This is a genomic window from Amycolatopsis sp. NPDC058278 (genome assembly GCF_042881395.1).
Classification (GTDB): Bacteria; Actinomycetota; Actinomycetes; order Mycobacteriales; family Pseudonocardiaceae; genus Amycolatopsis.
This window is the reverse complement of the sequence record NZ_JBHVXZ010000010.1, coordinates 45,490-61,175: the sequence shown is the minus strand read 5'-3', so window position 1 is coordinate 61,175 and position 15,686 is coordinate 45,490. Positions and strand designations below refer to the sequence as shown.

At 71.1% G+C, this 15,686-nt stretch carries 13 protein-coding genes; 6 read left to right on the top strand and 7 right to left on the bottom strand.

What is annotated here, in order from left to right; genetic code table 11:
• Positions 1-51: 51 nt before the first annotated feature.
• Positions 52-786 (top strand): GntR family transcriptional regulator, encoded by a 735-nt coding sequence (locus tag ACFVYA_RS07315; RefSeq protein WP_387043350.1) that lies wholly within the window; start codon positions 52-54, stop codon positions 784-786.
• Between the two features lies 1 nt (position 787).
• Here the strand turns inward: ACFVYA_RS07315 and ACFVYA_RS07310 are convergent, their stop codons facing one another.
• Genes ACFVYA_RS07310 through ACFVYA_RS07300 form a run of 3 tightly spaced genes read right to left on the bottom strand, consistent with a single transcriptional unit; the run spans position 788 to position 5,549 of the window.
• Positions 788-2,854 carry a hydantoinase/oxoprolinase family protein gene (locus ACFVYA_RS07310; RefSeq protein ID WP_387043348.1) on the bottom strand — a complete coding sequence of 689 codons (2,067 nt, stop codon included), beginning with the start codon at positions 2,852-2,854 and terminating at the stop codon, positions 788-790.
• Complete coding sequence (locus tag ACFVYA_RS07305; protein WP_387043346.1) at positions 2,851-4,455, bottom strand: hydantoinase B/oxoprolinase family protein; 1,605 nt, start codon at positions 4,453-4,455, stop codon at positions 2,851-2,853. The genes ACFVYA_RS07310 and ACFVYA_RS07305 overlap by 4 nt, the downstream gene beginning before the upstream one ends.
• Positions 4,455-5,549, bottom strand: coding sequence for a tartrate dehydrogenase (locus ACFVYA_RS07300; protein WP_387043344.1), 1,095 nt, complete (start codon positions 5,547-5,549; stop codon positions 4,455-4,457). Before ACFVYA_RS07300 ends, ACFVYA_RS07305 begins: the two co-directional genes overlap by 1 nt.
• 96 nt (positions 5,550-5,645) lie before the next feature.
• On the opposite strand from ACFVYA_RS07300, the gene ACFVYA_RS07295 reads away from it, so the two are divergent.
• Positions 5,646-6,569, top strand: coding sequence for a LysR family transcriptional regulator (locus ACFVYA_RS07295; protein ID WP_387043342.1), 924 nt, complete (start codon positions 5,646-5,648; stop codon positions 6,567-6,569).
• Here the strand turns inward: ACFVYA_RS07295 and ACFVYA_RS07290 are convergent.
• Complete coding sequence (locus ACFVYA_RS07290; protein WP_387043340.1) at positions 6,566-7,348, bottom strand: SDR family oxidoreductase; 783 nt, start codon at positions 7,346-7,348, stop codon at positions 6,566-6,568. The genes ACFVYA_RS07295 and ACFVYA_RS07290 overlap by 4 nt on opposite strands.
• 102 nt (positions 7,349-7,450) lie before the next feature.
• On the opposite strand from ACFVYA_RS07290, the gene ACFVYA_RS07285 reads away from it, so the two are divergent.
• Positions 7,451-8,065: a TetR/AcrR family transcriptional regulator gene (locus ACFVYA_RS07285; RefSeq protein ID WP_387043338.1), complete on the top strand. Its 615-nt coding sequence runs from the start codon at positions 7,451-7,453 to the stop codon at positions 8,063-8,065.
• A gap of 64 nt (positions 8,066-8,129) precedes the next feature.
• Here ACFVYA_RS07285 and ACFVYA_RS07280 read toward each other — a convergent pair whose 3' ends face one another.
• A complete protein-coding gene (locus tag ACFVYA_RS07280) occupies positions 8,130-8,618 on the bottom strand; it encodes a hypothetical protein (RefSeq protein ID WP_285992623.1) in 489 nt (162 codons plus the stop codon).
• Positions 8,619-8,894: 276 nt separating this feature from the next.
• Between ACFVYA_RS07280 and ACFVYA_RS07275 the strand changes: the two genes are divergently transcribed.
• A complete protein-coding gene (locus ACFVYA_RS07275) occupies positions 8,895-11,783 on the top strand; it encodes a glycoside hydrolase N-terminal domain-containing protein (protein WP_387043490.1) in 2,889 nt (962 codons plus the stop codon).
• Between the two features lie 48 nt (positions 11,784-11,831).
• On the opposite strand, the gene ACFVYA_RS07270 is transcribed toward ACFVYA_RS07275, so the two are convergent.
• Positions 11,832-12,659 carry an NAD(P)H-binding protein gene (locus tag ACFVYA_RS07270; protein ID WP_387043336.1) on the bottom strand — a complete coding sequence of 276 codons (828 nt, stop codon included), beginning with the start codon at positions 12,657-12,659 and terminating at the stop codon, positions 11,832-11,834.
• A gap of 82 nt (positions 12,660-12,741) precedes the next feature.
• Here ACFVYA_RS07270 and ACFVYA_RS07265 point away from each other — a divergent pair, with 82 nt between their 5' ends.
• Entirely contained in the window at positions 12,742-13,710 is a 969-nt protein-coding gene (locus ACFVYA_RS07265) for an AraC family transcriptional regulator (RefSeq protein ID WP_387043334.1), read from the top strand.
• A 180-nt stretch (positions 13,711-13,890) separates the two neighbouring features.
• On the top strand, positions 13,891-14,895 hold the full coding sequence (locus ACFVYA_RS07260; protein WP_387043332.1) for a nitrilase-related carbon-nitrogen hydrolase: 1,005 nt from the start codon (positions 13,891-13,893) through the stop codon (positions 14,893-14,895).
• A gap of 174 nt (positions 14,896-15,069) precedes the next feature.
• Here the strand turns inward: ACFVYA_RS07260 and ACFVYA_RS07255 are convergent, their stop codons facing one another.
• A complete protein-coding gene (locus ACFVYA_RS07255) occupies positions 15,070-15,684 on the bottom strand; it encodes a LysE family translocator (protein WP_387043330.1) in 615 nt (204 codons plus the stop codon).
• Between the last annotated feature and the right edge of the window lie 2 nt (positions 15,685-15,686).

Below are 15,686 nucleotides of genomic sequence, written 5' to 3'. Positions count from 1 at the left end.
AGAACGTCAAGTGTTTCTTATTGACATTGCCATGGCAGATAGAGTGACGCCATGGCGAGTGAGATGTTGAAGGGCCTGACGGCCGACACGCTGGCCGACCGCGCGTACCGCGCCATCCGCGACGCGATCACGACCGGCGAGCTGCGGCCGGGGCAGAAGGTCACCGAACGCGGCCTCGCCGACCGGCTGTCGGTGAGCCCGACGCCGGTGCGGGAGGCCATCCGGCGCCTCGAGCAGGACGGTCTCCTCGAACGGACCGGACCGCGGACGGTCCAGGTCACCGCCTTCGGCGACGCCGCGATCCAGGACCTCGCCGAGGTGGAGGTGGCCCTGCGCGGAATGGTGGCCCGCTTCGCCGCGCGGCACGCGTCCCCGGCCCAGCTGGACCACCTCGACGTCGTCCTCGACGAAGCCGACGACTTGCTGATCGTCATCAAGCAGCGGCAGCAGGCCGGCCACGACATCGCCCGGCACCTCGACCGGCTCCTCGACGCCATGCAGCGCTTCAACGAGGTCGTCGAGGCGTGCGCCCACAACCCGGTTCTGGTGCGCCTGCTCGGCCAGACGCGGGTGTTCTCCTGGCCGGAACGGCGGACCCGGCTGATCGAACGCATCGCCGAGAACGACAAGTTCGGCCTGGACCGCTACGGAAGCCATCGGGCCCTCGTCCGGGCGTTGCGCGTCGGGGACTCCGCGGCGGCGGAGGCGCTCGTCATCGAGGACGCTCGCGGCGGGCTGGGCGACCTCCTCGCCGCGCCCATGACGCCCGCCGCAGCCCCGTCCTGAGTTATGGCCCGATGTCGACGAGAAGGGTCAGGTCCCGGTCGACCCGGATCCGGCACTCCGGGCCGAACCCGCACGAAGACTCGCGCTCCTCGAAGACCGCCGGGCCCGCGATCTCCGTTCCCGGCCGCAGCCGGTAGCGGTCCCACACCGTCGCCTCGAGCCGGCCGTACCCGGGGAACCAGACGTCGCGGACACCGCGCTGCGGCTCGCCGGGGAGGGGCTCACACCCCAGCGGGATGTCGTGGCCGGGCAGGTGGGCCGAGAGCCGCCAGTTCACGACTTCCGCGGGCCCGTCGAGGGACCTGCCGAACGTCGCCCGGTACGCCTCCTCGAAGGCGTCCTGGAGCCGGCCGGCGACCACGGGCCCGAGATCCGCGTCGGGGAGGTCGACCTCGATCTCGGATCCCTGGCCCAGGTAGCGCAGGTCGGCCGAGCGGCGCAGCCGCACCACGTCCGTGCCGTCCGGGGCCAGAACCGCGGTCGCGCGGGCGGTCATCTCGGCGTACAGAGCCGCGACGCGCTCCCAGTCGACCTCGGTCAGCGCCGAAGGCAGGCTGCGCGCCAGGTCCACCGTGGCCGGAGCGACCAGGAACCCGTAGGCGGACATGACACCCGCCCGCATCGGCACGACGACCCGGCTGATCTTCAGCTGCTTCGCCAGGCCGTAGGCGTGCACGGGACCCGCGCCGCCGAACGCCACGAGCGCGAAGCCGGCGGGATCCCGGCCGTGTTCGGACAGGTGCATCCGGGCCGCGGCCGCCATGCCCGCCGTGGCCACCTCGACAATGCCCGAGGCGGCGCCGACGGTGTCGAGGCCGAGCGGCTCGGCCACCTCGCGGTCCAGTGCCTTGCGGACCTCGGCAGTCCGCAGCCGCATCTCCCCGCCGAGGAAGGCGGCCGGGTCGAGGTGGCCGAGCACGAGATCCGCGTCCGTGACGGTCGGCCGCTCCCCGCCCCGCCCGTAGGCGACGGGCCCCGGGACGGATCCGGCGCTGCGCGGCCCGACCTTCAGCAGCCCCAGCGGGTCGGGCGCGGCGATCGACCCGCCACCGGAGCCGATCTCGATCATGTCGACCACCGTCAACCGGACCGGCAGCCCCGAGCCCGGCTTGAACTTGTCGACGCGGCCGGCCTCGAAGTCGTGCCGGCGACGGGCACCGCCGCCGCTCACGATCGCGATCTTGGCCGTGGTGCCGCCCATGTCGAACGAGAGGACGTCCGGCTCGCCCAGCCGGCGCGCCACGGCGGCCGCGGCGATCGTTCCCGCCGCGGGGCCGGATTCGAGCAGCCGGAAGGGAAACTCCTTCGCGTCGGCCAGGGTCGTCACCCCGCCCCCGGAGAGCATGACGCGCAGGGGCGCGTCGATGCCCAAGGCGAGCAGGTCGTCGCGCAGGCCGTCCAGGTAGCGCGTCATCGACGGCTGCACGTAGGCGTTGAGACAGGCCGTGCTCGCTCGCTCGTACTCGCCGATGATCGGGGCGACCGCGCTGGAGAGGGTGACCGGCAGCCGCGGGTGGGCGCGCGCGAGCAGCTCCCGCACCCGCCGTTCGTGCCGGTCGTCGCGGTGGGCGTGCAGCAGGGTCACCGCCACCGCCTCGACGCCCTGTTCCAGCAGGTACGCGGTCTGCGCCAGCACGTCGTCCTCGGCCAGCGGCTCGAGCTCGGTGCCGTCGGCGGCCAAGCGGCCCCGGACGCCCCGGCACAGGTGCCGGGGCACCAGCGGGCGTGCCGGCCGCGCGAGCAGGTCGGTCGTGTCTAACCGGATCTCGCGCGCCATCTCGAGGACGTCCCGGAACCCGTTCGTGGTGAGCAGCCCCACGACGGCGCCGGTGCGTTCGAGCAGCGTGTTGGTCACCAGCGTCGTGCCGTGCACGACACCGGCGACGTCACCCGCCGGCGTATCGGTCTCCGCCAGCAGCCGCGCGACGCCCGCGGTGATGGCCTCCTGCGGGGCGTGCGGAGTCGTGGGCAGCTTGCCGGGCCAGGTCAGGTCGCGTGCCGGGTCGTGCAGCAGCAGGTCGGTGAACGTGCCACCGACGTCGACGCCGATCCGGACCGTGCGGCTCATCGGACGTACCCCCCGAGCTCGTCGGCCAGTTCCAGGTCGGGCTCCCGGTCCTCCGGCGCGCCGAACCCGCCCCCGCCGGGGAAGGAGATGACGACGGACGCACCGGGCGCCAGCTGGGAAATCGACTTCAGCGGCACGGTTTCCCCGGTGTCCAGCACCGCCCGCGCCGTGGCCCCCGGCTCCCCGCCGGCGAGCCCGAGTGCCGGATGCCGTTCGCGGTCGCCGAGCACCACCAGCTGGACCGGGCGGCGGGTCGGGTTGTGCACCTCGACGTCCTGCCCCAGCCCGCCGCGGCGGCGTCCGCGACCGCCGGAGCCCGGCCGGAGCTCCTTGCGCGCGAACCGCAGCGGGGACGCGACCTCGAAGGCCTCGACGCTGCCGCTGCCGGAGTTGGTGGGGAAAGCGGTCGTGGACAAGCCGTCCTTCTCCTGCGACGCGCCCATTCCCGCGTTGGCGAAGAGCATCTGGGCGAAGGGGCGGCCGGAGTCGTCGACGCCGGAGAACCGGACGCGGAGCGCGGGCGCTCCCCCGCTGTCGGCGATGACCCGGCCGGGCAGCACCGGCGCGAGCGCCCGGTAGATCGCGCACGACAGCAGGTGCCCGGTGAGATGCCGGGCGACGACGGGCGCGGGGAACGCCGGATTGACGATCGTCCCCGCCGGCGCGGTCACGCCGATCGCGCGGTAGGAACCCCAGTTGGTCCGGGTGGCCGGGTCGAGGATGATCTTCAGCGGGTACACCGAGTAGGCGCGCGTGTAGTTCAGGGTCGAGTTGACCGGGAACGGCACCTGCGCCGAGCTTCCGGTGTAGTCGATCCCGATCTGCTCACCGTCCACCGTGACCGCGCACTCGATGTGCGTCGGGTGCCCCTCGACGCCGTCGGCGTCGACGCTCGCCCGGTAGACGCCGTCCGGCAGCTCGCGGACGGCGGCCCGCATGGCGGCGTCGGTCAGCGCGTGCACCTCCGCGGCGAACTTCTCGAAGTCCGGCTCGCCGAAGTCGTCCAGGAACTCCTGCGCGCGCCGCCGGCACACCTCGTGGGCGGCGGCCTGCGCCTCCAGATCACCCCACAACGGACGGGGAAGCCGGACGTTGGCCAGCAGGAGGTCCTTGACGCCCTGCTCGACCCGGCCGGCCCGGTACAACCGCAGCGGCGGGATCAGCAGGCCCTCCGAGATCAGGTCGGTGGCGCCCAGTGCCGGGGTGCCGCCGATGTCGGGTGAGTGCGCGGCCGTCCCGGCGAAGGCGACGAGGGCGCCCCCGTGGAAGACCGGGGTGATCATGGCGATGTCCGGCAGGTGCCCGGTGGCGATCCACGGGTCGTTCGTGATCACGCAGTCGCCGTCCTGCCAGTCCCCGGCCGGGAACCGCTCCAGGACGAGCGCGGTCAGCGAGCTCATCAGGGCCGCGAAACCGGGGATACCGGCTCGCGACTCCGCCATGGTGCGTCCCCGGCGGTCCATCAGGACGACGGTGTAGTCGTTGGATTCGCGGATGATGGTCGAGAACGCCGTGCGCAGCATGGTCGAGGCGGCTTCGTCGGTCGCTGCCGCGAGCCGGTCCCACCGGACCTCCAGGCCGACCGGGTCGAACGCGGGCATCACGACGCCACCGCCTTCGAGTGCGCGATCTCGCCGGCGATCGCCGTGCCGAGACCTTCGGTCGTCCCGGAGCCGCCGAGGTCGGGGGTGAGCACGTCCGGCCGCTCGGCGAGCACGCTTTCGATCGCGGCCAGGACCGCCGCGGCCGCCGCGGTCTCGCCCAGGTGGTCGAGCATCATGGCGGCGCTCCAGATCTGCCCGACCGGGTTGGCGATCCCGCGCCCGGCGATGTCGGGGGCCGAGCCGTGGACCGGCTCGAACAGGCTCGGCCAGGTGCGGTCCGGGTTGATGTTGGCGCTCGGGGCGATCCCGATCGTCCCGGCGCAGGCCGGGCCGAGGTCGGAAAGGATGTCGCCGAAGAGGTTGCTGGCCACGACGACGTCGTACCGCCCGGGCGCCAGGACGAACTTGGCCGTGAGGATGTCGATGTGGTCCTTGTCCGCGACGATGTCCGGGTACTGCTTCGCCATCGCTTCCGCGCGTTCGTCCCAGTACGGCATGGAGATCGCGATGCCGTTGCTCTTGGTCGCCCACGTCAGGTGCTTGCGGGGACGGGTGGCCGCCAGCTCGAAGGCATAGCGCAGCACCCGGTCCACTCCGGTCCGGGTCATCACGGTCTCCTGCAGCACCGTTTCGCGGTCGGTGCCCTCGAAGATCCGGCCGCCGATGCTCGAGTACTCGCCTTCGGTGTTCTCGCGGACGACGAGGAAGTCGATGTCCCCGGGCTCGTGGTCGCGCAGCGGGCCGCGGACCCCGCGCAGGAGCCGGACCGGACGCAAGTTGACGTACTGGTCGAAGCCGCGGCGGAACCGCAGGAGACTGCCCCACAGCGAAACGTGGTCGGGCACCACCTCGGGCCAGCCGACCGCGCCGAAGAAGATCGCGTCGAAGCCGCCGAGCACGTCCGGCCAGTCCGGCGGCAGCATCTCGCCGTGCCGCACCCAGTAGTCGGCGCAGGCGAAGCCGAATTCGACGGTCTCGAGCTCGAACCCGTGGACGTCGGCGGCGGCCCGCAGGCACCGGAGTCCTTCCGGGACGACCTCGCGGCCGATGCCATCACCGGGGATGACCGCGATGCGGTGACGCTGGGACACGGGACGCTCCTGTCGTTCAAGGGGGCACGCGCCTTTCACCCTGATCGGCGGTGCACACCACGACAAGAGCGGCCACGGCAACCTATCCTTTCGCCCATGGAAAGGGCGACCACCTCGATCGACGACCTCCGCTTCTTCCACGTGGTCGCTTCCAGCGAGACGCTGACCGCGGCCGCGCGCGAGCTGGAGTGCTCGCTCCCGGTGGTCAGCAAGCGCCTCAGCGCGCTGGAACGCCGGCTCGACGCCCGCCTGGTGCACCGCGGCACCCGCCGGCTCACGCTGACCTCCGAGGGCGAACTGTTCGCCGCCCGCCTGGAAACGATCCTCGACCAGGTGCACGAGCTCGAAAACCTCGTCACCCACCGCTCCGGCGACCTGCGCGGGTCCATCGTGGTCCAGGCCACCCTCGGCCTCGGCCGCGCGCACGTCGCGCCGCTGCTCGGCGAGTTCGGCGCCCGGCATCCCGGGGTGGGCGTCCAGCTCCGGACGTCGGCGCTCCCCCTGCGCCCGCACCGGCACGAGTTCGACCTGGCCGTCCACGTCGGCACGCCCCCGGACTCGTCGCTGCGGATGCGGCGGCTGGCGAAGAACCGCCGGGTGCCGTGCGCCGCACCGTCCTATCTGGAACTACGGGGGACGCCCGAGCGGATCGAGGACCTGGCGGCCCACGACTGCATCGTGCTCCGCGAGAACGAGGGCGATTTCGCCCTGTGGCGCTTCGGAGACGCCCGCAATCCGCGTCAGGTGCGGGTGCGCGGCCGCCTGTCGAGCAACGACGGCGACGTCGTGACCGACTGGGCGCTGCAGGGGCACGGGGTGATCATGCGCTCGGAGTGGCAGATCCGGACCCACCTCGACAGCGGCGCCCTGGTGCGCGTCCTGCCCGACGTGCCGACCCCGCCCGCCGACATCTACGCCCTCCGCTCCGACGACGCCCACGTACCGCGGCGGATCAGCGAGCTGATCAGGTTCCTGGCCGCCCGGCTGCCCGGCCGGATCGCCGCCTCCGCCCAGGCCTAAGACGTCTTGATCGACCCGCCGTCGATGACGTAGTCGGCGCCGGTGATGCTTCCGGCGGCGGGAGACGCTAGGTAGGTGACCAGTGCGGCCACCTCGGCGGGTTCGACGAGCCGCCCGGTCGTCATCCCCATCGCGGCGGGGAGCCCCGCCACGAGTGCGTCCTGTCCGATGCCCATCGACTCGGCCAGCACCGCGCCGTAGCCGGCCGGGTCTTCCCACAGCGAAGTGCGCACCGGGCCTGGTGAAACGGTGTTGACCCGCACCCCGCGGGGACCGAACTCCTCGGCGATCGCCTTGCCGAACGCGGTCAGCGCCGCCTTGGCCGTGGTGTAGATGACGGGTCCGGCGTGGGGCATCCGGGCGCCGTTGGAGGAGATGTTCACGATCGAACCGCCGCGGCCGAGCAGGCTGGGCAGCGCCGAGCGCGTGGCGCGGACCGCGGCGAAGAAGTTCACCGCGAAGCTGTCCGCCCACACCTGATCGTCGAACGAGAGAAAGCCGCCGAGCGTGGTGACGTCACCACCGCCGACGTTGTTGACCAGCACGTCGATGCCGACCGCTTCGGCCAGTGCCGCGTCGATCAGCCGCGCGGGTCCGTCCGGTGTGGACAGATCCACCGCGATCGCGGTCGCCCCGGTGTCCCTCAGCTCGGGGGTGACGGTCCGCGCCGCGGCGAACACCCGCATGCCTTCCCCGGCCAGGGCGGCGGTGATCGCCAGCCCGATGCCACGGCCGGCGCCGGTCACCACCGCGGTCTTGCCGGTCAGCTCCAGATCCATCAGAACCTCCAGATGCGTCGATGAAGATGCATTCAACGTACAACTCGCAACATCGATGTTGCAAGTATGAGGCAGAGTGCGACTGTGGTGTAGTCTTCGGTCGTGGCTCACCGCAACGCGAACCAGGTGGATGGCGGACGCCCGCTGCGTGTGGACACCGAGCGCACCGTGCGCAACATCCTCGCGGCGGCCGAGAAGACGTTGCGGCGCAATCCCGCCGCCACCATGGAGCAGATCGCCGAAGCCGCCGGCGTCGCCCGCACCACCGTCCACCGGCGCTTCACCAGCCGCGAAGCCCTCATCAGCGCGCTCACCGCCTGGGCCACCGAGCAGTTCCACGCCGCGGTGGTCGCCGCCCACCCGGAAACCACGCCACCCCTGGTCGCCCTGTACCAGGTGACCGCGAACGTCCTGCGGGTCAAGGTCGGCTGGGCCTTCGCGATGGACCGGGCGCCCTCGGCGGACCCCGGCGTCGTGCACGTCCACGCCGACGTGCTCGCCCGCTGCGACCAGTTGTTCGCCAGAGCACAGGCGGCGGGCGTGTTCCGCCCCGACGTCGACCTCGCCTGGGCACGGCGCTGCTACTACGCCCTGATCCACGAAGCGAGCCAAGACCGGGACGAGGCGGACAGCGACACCGACGCCCTCGCCACCCTCGTCGTCGACACGCTCCTCCGCGGCATCGGCGCCGGCCCCAACCCCCTGCAAAGCCACTGACCGGAGCCCGAGGCGACTGCGTTATTTCGCAGGCCGATTCATCGAGGTCAGCGAATCGTCACCACTACGCGTCGTCCCAGATCTTCATCGCCTCCGGCTGCGGCGCGAAGTGGTCCCGGACGTCCTTGGTGGCCAATATCGGCAGCAAACTCAGCAGCACGAGTCCCTGCACACCCTGGATGACGCGGTACCAGACCGGGAACTGGGAGATGACGATCAGATAGGCGAGCGCACCCGCGCCGATGATCGCGACGGCCAGGAGCCGGTAGTAAGTGCGTCGCAGGCCGAGTTTCAGCCGCGCGACGAAACGGACGTAAACGACCGAAACGACCAGGATCGACAGCGGCCGGATCCAGAGGGTGCCCTCCAGCACTCTCCGCGTGGCCGCCTCCCGGCCCGGGAGGACCTTCCCGGCCTCGACCATGTGCTGGACCTGGTAATCGAGCACGGAACTCTTGAACACGAAGGTCAGCACCGTGAGCAGGACGCTGATCCCCACGTTGATGTACAGCAGCACGACGATCGGTCTGAGCGTGCGCTCGACAGTAGCCACGGAACTCCCCCTCTTGCGGTTTCCAAGAGGATATCGGCAACCCTTCCGGACTGAGACATCACATCTTTCACGACCAGAGAGTTTCACGTCCATTGCCCCTAGCCGCCACATGTCGGTCGAAAATGGGCCGTACGGCGGCATCTTGGCCCGCCGATGCCTCCAGGTATGGACATCGGCGAGATCAAGAGCCCAAAATCCATCACATGTCTCGGGCTCCCGGGCCAAGACATGACGTTGCGCGCCGAGGGACCGCCATCGGACGAAGGAGTTTGCGTGATGGACCTGCCCGTCGACCGCAGGCGCTTCCTCACCGCCGCCGCGCTGACCGCCGGGGCCGCCGCCCTTCCCCGGGGGTTCCTGGCCGGCGTGGCAGCGGCGGCCGTTCCGCCGCAGATCACCCCGCCCGAGCGCGGCATCTACGACACGAGCCCGGCCACGTCCTGGACGGACGGCTTCCTGACCGGCAACGGCGAGTACGGCGCCACGCTGTACGGCGCGCCGACGCTGGAGAAGGTGATCTTCAACTACCACCGTCTCGTCCTGCCCAACGGCTCCCGATCGGTTACCCCGCCGGTGATTTCGGGACGCCTGCAGGGCGTCCGGGACAAGGCGCTCGCCGGTGACTACGCCGGCGCGAACCGGGACTTCGCGGCCGGCTGGTCGCTGCGCTGGACCCAGACCTACCACCCGGCGTACGAACTCCGGATCGCGACGCCGGCCATGACCACGGCCAACGACTACAGCCGCGTGACCGACTTCCGCACCGGCGAGGTCACCGCCGGCTGGACCGACGGCACCGGCACGTGGACCCGCCGGGCGTTCGTCTCCCGCGCCGACCGGGTGATCGTCCACGAACTGACGCCGGCGCCCGGGCGGACGATCGACGCGACCCTGAGCGTGAACACCGCGTTGGACGGCGTGCCCGGCAGCGTGGGCTTCACGACCCGGGCCACCGTCAGCAGCGGTTCCGGCTACCTGAACCTGCGCGGTACCTATCCTTCCGGGCAGGGCGCGTTCGGCTACGAAGGCGTCACGCGCGTCGTCCCGACCGGCGGCACCGTCTCCGCCGGCGGAGCCACCATCGTCGTGTCCGGAGCGTCGCGGCTGTTGTTGCTCACCAAGCTCGACCGGTACGAGACGCCGAACGCGTGGGATTCCCAGCCGCTGCACGCGGCGCTGGCCGTGGTCGACACCGACTACAGCGCCCTGCGTTCACGGCACGCCGCGATCCACACCGCCTGGTACGACCGCTCCCGGCTGGACCTCGACGTCTCCGCCGCCGACCGGGCACTGCCGGTCAGCCAGCTGATCACCCGGCAGAACAACAACCGGAGCGTCATCGACATCGCGCTGCTGGAGCGGCTCTACGACTCGGGGCGGTACCTGTTCATCAGCTCCAGCGGGATCCTGCCGCCGCGGCTGACGGGGATCTGGACCGGCACGTGGACCGGCGCCTGGGCCGACGACTTCACCACCGACGCCAACATCAACCTCCAGGTCGCCGGCGGCAACATCCTCGACACCCCCGAAGCCATGCAGGGCTACTTCACCCTCATCCTCGGCCAGCTCGCCCAATGGCGCACCAACGCCCGGAACCTCTACGGCGCCCGCGGTTTCCTCGCCCCGTCCCGGACCGACGGCGAGTACGGGCACATGCTCCACTTCGACGCCGGGTTCCCCGGCCAGACCTGGACCGGCGGCGCCGACTGGTTGCTCTACCCGCTCGTCGAGTACTGGGAGGTCACCGGCGACCAGGCGTTCCTGCGGGACAAGCTGGGCCCCGCGCTGATGGAACTGGCGCTGTTCTACGAGGACTTCCTGACCCGGACGGACGCCGGCGGCAAAGTCGTGTTCGTCCCGTCGTTCTCGATGGAGAACGCGCCCGGCAACACCGGTGTGCTGCTGTCCGTCAACGCCACCGGCGACATCATGGCCGGCAAGCACGCTCTCCAAGCCGCCATTTCCGCGGCCAACGCCCTCGGCGTGGAACAGGGCAGCGGCCAAGGCGTCCAGCGCTGGACGGCGCTGCTCGGGAAACTGCCCGCGTACCGGATCAACGGGGACAACGCCCTGGCGGAGTGGTCCTGGCCGAGCCTCAACGACAACTACAACCACCGGCACGTCCACCACCTGTACGGCGCCTGGCCGCTGCACGAGATCAACCCCGAGACCCGGCCCGAGCTGATCGCGCCCGCGCTGCGGGCACTGGAACTGCGCGGCGACGAGAACCTGTCCGCCCACGGGAGCCTGCACCGGGCGCTGGCCGCCGCCCGGCTGAAGGACGGCGGAAAGGTCTACGCCAACCTCCGCAAGATCATCGGCAACACCATGATCTTCCGGTCGCTGATGACGTCGCACAACCCGAACCTGCAGACCTACAACGCCGACGCCGCCCACGCGATACCCGGCGTGCTGGCCGAGGCGTTGCTCTACTCCCGGCCGGGCGTGCTGGAGATCCTCCCGGCCCTGCCCGCACAACTGGCCAAGGGCTCGATCACCGGCGTCCGGGCGCGTGGCCGGATCCGGGTCCACAGTCTCGCCTGGGACCTGCCCGCCCGCACGGCCACGCTGTCCGTGACGTCGGCCATCGACCAGGACGTCACGCTGATCAGCCGCCGGGGCATGACGTCGGTGACCACCTCCGCGCCCGTCACCACCTCGCCCGTCGGCGGCTACGCAAGAGTCGTGTCCCTGACGGCGAACCAGCGCACCGACATCACCGTCTCCCTGTCCCAGCCCCCGCAAAGCGGGTACGTCAGGGTGGTCAACCGGCGCAGCGGCAAGGTTCTCGACGTCACCGGCAACGGAACGGCCGACGGCGTCAAGGTCGTCCAGTGGACCTGGTCCGGCGGACCCAACCAGCAGTGGCAGCGTCTGTCCAATCCGGACGGCTCGGTCCGTCTGGTCAACCGCAACAGCGGCCGGCTGCTCGACAGCCCGGCCGGAGCCGGCCAGGGCACCCAGCTGGACCAGGCGCAGGACGCCGGCAGCGACAACCAGTGGTGGAAGCTCGCCGACACCGGTGACGGCTACTACCGGCTCGTCAACGTCCGCACCGGCCTCTGCGCGGACGTGGAAGGCGGCTCGGCGAACGACGGCGCCCGAGTGATCGCCTGGGCGACCAACACGGGCACCAACCAGCAGTGGCAGATCGTCGACGCCTGACCCGACCGCCCTTCTCGCCGGGAGACCGGACCCGAGTGGCCGGCCGGGTCAGTTCCAGAGACCGGCGGCGGCGGTTTCGGTGACGTAGTCCTCGAACGGCCTGGCGGGCCGGCCGAGGGCCCGTTCCACGCCGTCGGTGGGCTCGGGGGCCGAGCCGTCGCGGATGGCGACGAAAATGCCGGTGAGCAGCCGCGCGATGTCGGGCGGGATGCCGTTGGCGACCTGGCTCTCGATGTGGGCCTCGGGGGCGACGTCGGTGTAACGGATCGTGCGTCCGGTCGCCTTGCCGATGAGGTCGGCCGCCTCACCGAAGCTGATGGCCCGTGGCCCGGTCAGCTGGTAGATCCGGCCCCGGTGGCGGTCGTCGGTGAGCGCCGCCGCGGCGACTTCGGCGATGTCCTCGGCGTCGATGAACGGCGTGCGTCCTTCGCCGGCAGGCAGGGACAGCGTCCCGGCGAGGACCCCCGGCACCCAGGGCCCCTCGCTGAAGTTCTGCGAGAACCAGTCCGGGCGCAGGATGGTCCAGTCGAGCCCGGAGGCGCGCACGGCCTGTTCGGCGGCCTTGAGCGGGTGGCGGTCGTCGGCCTCGCCGACGCCGCCGGCCGACAGGAGCACCAGCCGCCGCACCCCCGCGGCGACCGCTTCGGCCACGAACCTGGGGATGCGGTCCCCGCTCGCCCGCAGGTCGGGTTCCACGACGTAAGCGGCTTTGACGCCCTCGAGCGCGGGTGCCCAGGTTGCCGGATCCGCGAGGTCGAACGCGATGTCCCCGCCGGTGCGGGAAGCCGTTCGCACTGCCTGGCCGGCGGCCCTGAGGCGGCGGGTGATGCGGCGACCGGTCTTCCCGGCGCCGCCGACGATGAGGATGTTCTGCATGCCGGACAGCCAACTCCCCCACTCGAGGACGATCCATGGGAGAACGTCGGGAATACCTTTGTGATCGTCTACGATGGGCGGGGTGGACGTGCTGAGCGATCTGCTGGTCCGGGCCCGCGCCGGCAACACGCGAGTCCGGCAGCTGATCCGGCGGCCACCGTGGTCGGTGACCTACGCCGATCCGCCACCGCTGACCGTCGTGGCCACACTCGGCGGGAGCGCTTCGGCCAGGTTCGACGACGCCGGTGCCGCCGCGGTGCGGCTTGCCCCGGGGGACATCGCCCTCATCAAGGGACCCGGCCGGCACACGATCGCCGACGACCCGGCCACCCCACCCGGGTTCGTGATCCACCAGGGGAGGAAACACTTCCCCGGCGGAGGCGAGGTGCCGGCGCAGGCCCAACGGCACTCCGCACCCCGTACCTACGGCGACAGCCTGCCCGGGGCAACCACCATGCTGCGCGGCGCCTACGAGCTCCACGGTGACGCCGGTGCCCGGCTGCTGGACATGCTTCCGCCGCTGGCGGTCGTGCCCGCCGCGCCGCGAACCCGGCCGGCGCTGGACCTGCTCGCCGCCGAGGTCGCGCGCGACGAACCCGGCCAGGACGCCGTCCTCGCCCGCTTGCTGGACCTGGTGCTCGTGCTGGCCTTGCGCGCTTGGTGTGCCAGGCCGCAGGCCGTGCTCCCGGCGTGGTACCGAGCCTTGGAAGATCCCACCATCGGCGACGCGCTGCGCCTGATGCACGACGATCCCGCCCACCGGTGGACAGTGGCCGCGCTGGCCACCGAGGTCGGCATGTCCCGCGCCGCCTTCGCCGCCCGCTTCACCACCTTGGCCGGCCAGCCACCGCTCACCTACCTCACCGGCTGGCGGATGACCTTGGGGGCGGACCTGCTCCGGGACACCGAGGCAACCGTCGCCACCGTGGCCCGCACAGTCGGCTACGAGGACGCCTTCGCCTTCAGCGTCGCCTTCAAACGCGCCCGCGGCGTCAGCCCCTCGGCCTGGCGCCGCAAGTGCGCAGACACCCCCGCAACGACCGGCGGATGAACGGCCGGCCGTGCTACGGTGATCTCCGGCGTGGCTCACGCCGGACCTCTCTCGACTGCCCCCAGCGCAGTCTCGAACGGAGGCAAAGGGACCTTTCGTCTCGGGCCGGTGTCCTTGTCCGTCCGTCTCGGGTGTGATGTTCGCTGGGGGAACCTCCGTCCGAGGTGCGGAAGGACTTCGATGACAGCGAACAAGAACTTCAAACGCAGGGTTCGTACCCGCGCGGCCAAAACCGGGCAGTCGTACACGACTGCTCTCCGGCACTTCCGGCGAACTCCGGCAGGCGAGGTCATGGCCGAGACGAAGCAGTTGCGATTGGCCGTGGCACAGACCATTCTGCGCGAAGATCCCCGCGACAGCGCGGGGCTGCGGGACAGCGGGCGCGAAATACGCCGGCTGATGCGCGAGGCGCACGAAGCGGGCGCGACACTCGTGCACTTTCCCGAAGGCGTGACCTGTTCTCCCCACAAGCGGATCATGTCCGTCGACGGCCCGGACAAGGTCGGGCCGGCGGACTGGAACCGGTTCGAGTGGAATGTGCTGCGAGAGGAGCTGGCCGCGATTGCGGAATCGGCCGGGGAACTCAGGCTGTGGACCGTTCTGGGCTCGGTGCATCGCCTGACGCCGCCGCACCGCCCGCACAACAGCTTGTACGTGATCTCCGACCGGGGCGAGGTGGTCACGCGCTACGACGAGCGCATGTTGTCGAACACCAAGGTCACCCACATGTACACGCCGGGCGCGGCTCCGGTGACCTTCGACATCGACGGGGTGCGGTTCGGCCTCCTGCTCGGCATGGAGGTCCACTTCCCCGAGCTGTTCATCGAGTACGAACGGCTCGACGTCGACTGTGTCCTGTTCTCGACAGCCGGGCCGGGCCGGCAAACCGACGACGGCACCTTCGCCACCCAGGCGCAGGCGCACGCAGCCACCAACAGCTACTGGGTCAGCTACGCCGGACCGGCGCAGGACGCGCTCTCCGGCGTACCGTCCGGCGTGATCGATCCCGCAGGGCGATGGGTCGCCCGCTGCCTCGAGGACGCGCAGCCGTCGATGACGATCGTCGATCTCGCCGGCGGCCCCCGGAATTTCGCACGGCTGTGGCGGCGCACAGCACGCTCAGGCGTCTACGACCCGCACTTCGTCCAGGACGACCGCAGGAGCGACGACCGCCGCGTGTTCTAGCGCCTCGGCAAGGAAGGTCGGCGTTGTAATCGTCTCGCGTGGACATCGGGGCTGGTGACCGCGAGGCTTGCCGGTCGAGCGGCGGCCGGCCTTGTGAGTTCGGGTCGGCCGCCCGTGATCGGATCTGCCGCCCCGCGATCAAGCAGAGGGCACGGCGGCGCGCACGCGATGAGGTCACGGAATCCCCTGGATGGCCAGCCCGACACCGAACCCGAGCAGCAGCACACCCGTGCTGTACTCGATCCCCGAGCGCACCTTCGGCCGCCGCAGGACCGCGCCGATCCGGTCCACCGTGAAGACGTACAGGCTGAACCACGTCAGGTACAGCGCCGCGAACACTCCGCAGTACATCAGCGCCTTCCCCAGCACCGGCCCGTTCGTGGGCAGGAACTGCGGCAGGAACGTCAGGAAGAACACCGCGAGCTTCGGGTTCAGCGCATTGGTCAGGAAGCCCTTCCGCAGGCAGCGCAACGGTTTCCGGTCGGTCGGCTCGCCGGTCGGCTGGCTGCTCGCCGCGCGGCGGGCGATGCGGACGGTCTGGACGCCCATCCAGAACAGGTAGACCGCGCCGACCACTTTCAGCACCGTGAACGCCACCGGGGACGTCACCAGAATCGCCGTCAGCCCGAGCGACGCGGCCGCGGCGTGCACCGACAGGCCGGTCGCCCCGCCCAACGTCGTCATGAAGCCCGACCCCTTGCCGCGGACCAGCGCCTGGCGGGTGATGAGCGCCTGGTCCGGGCCGGGAATGATGATGATGACCAGCGCTGCCGCAATGAAGACCCACATGG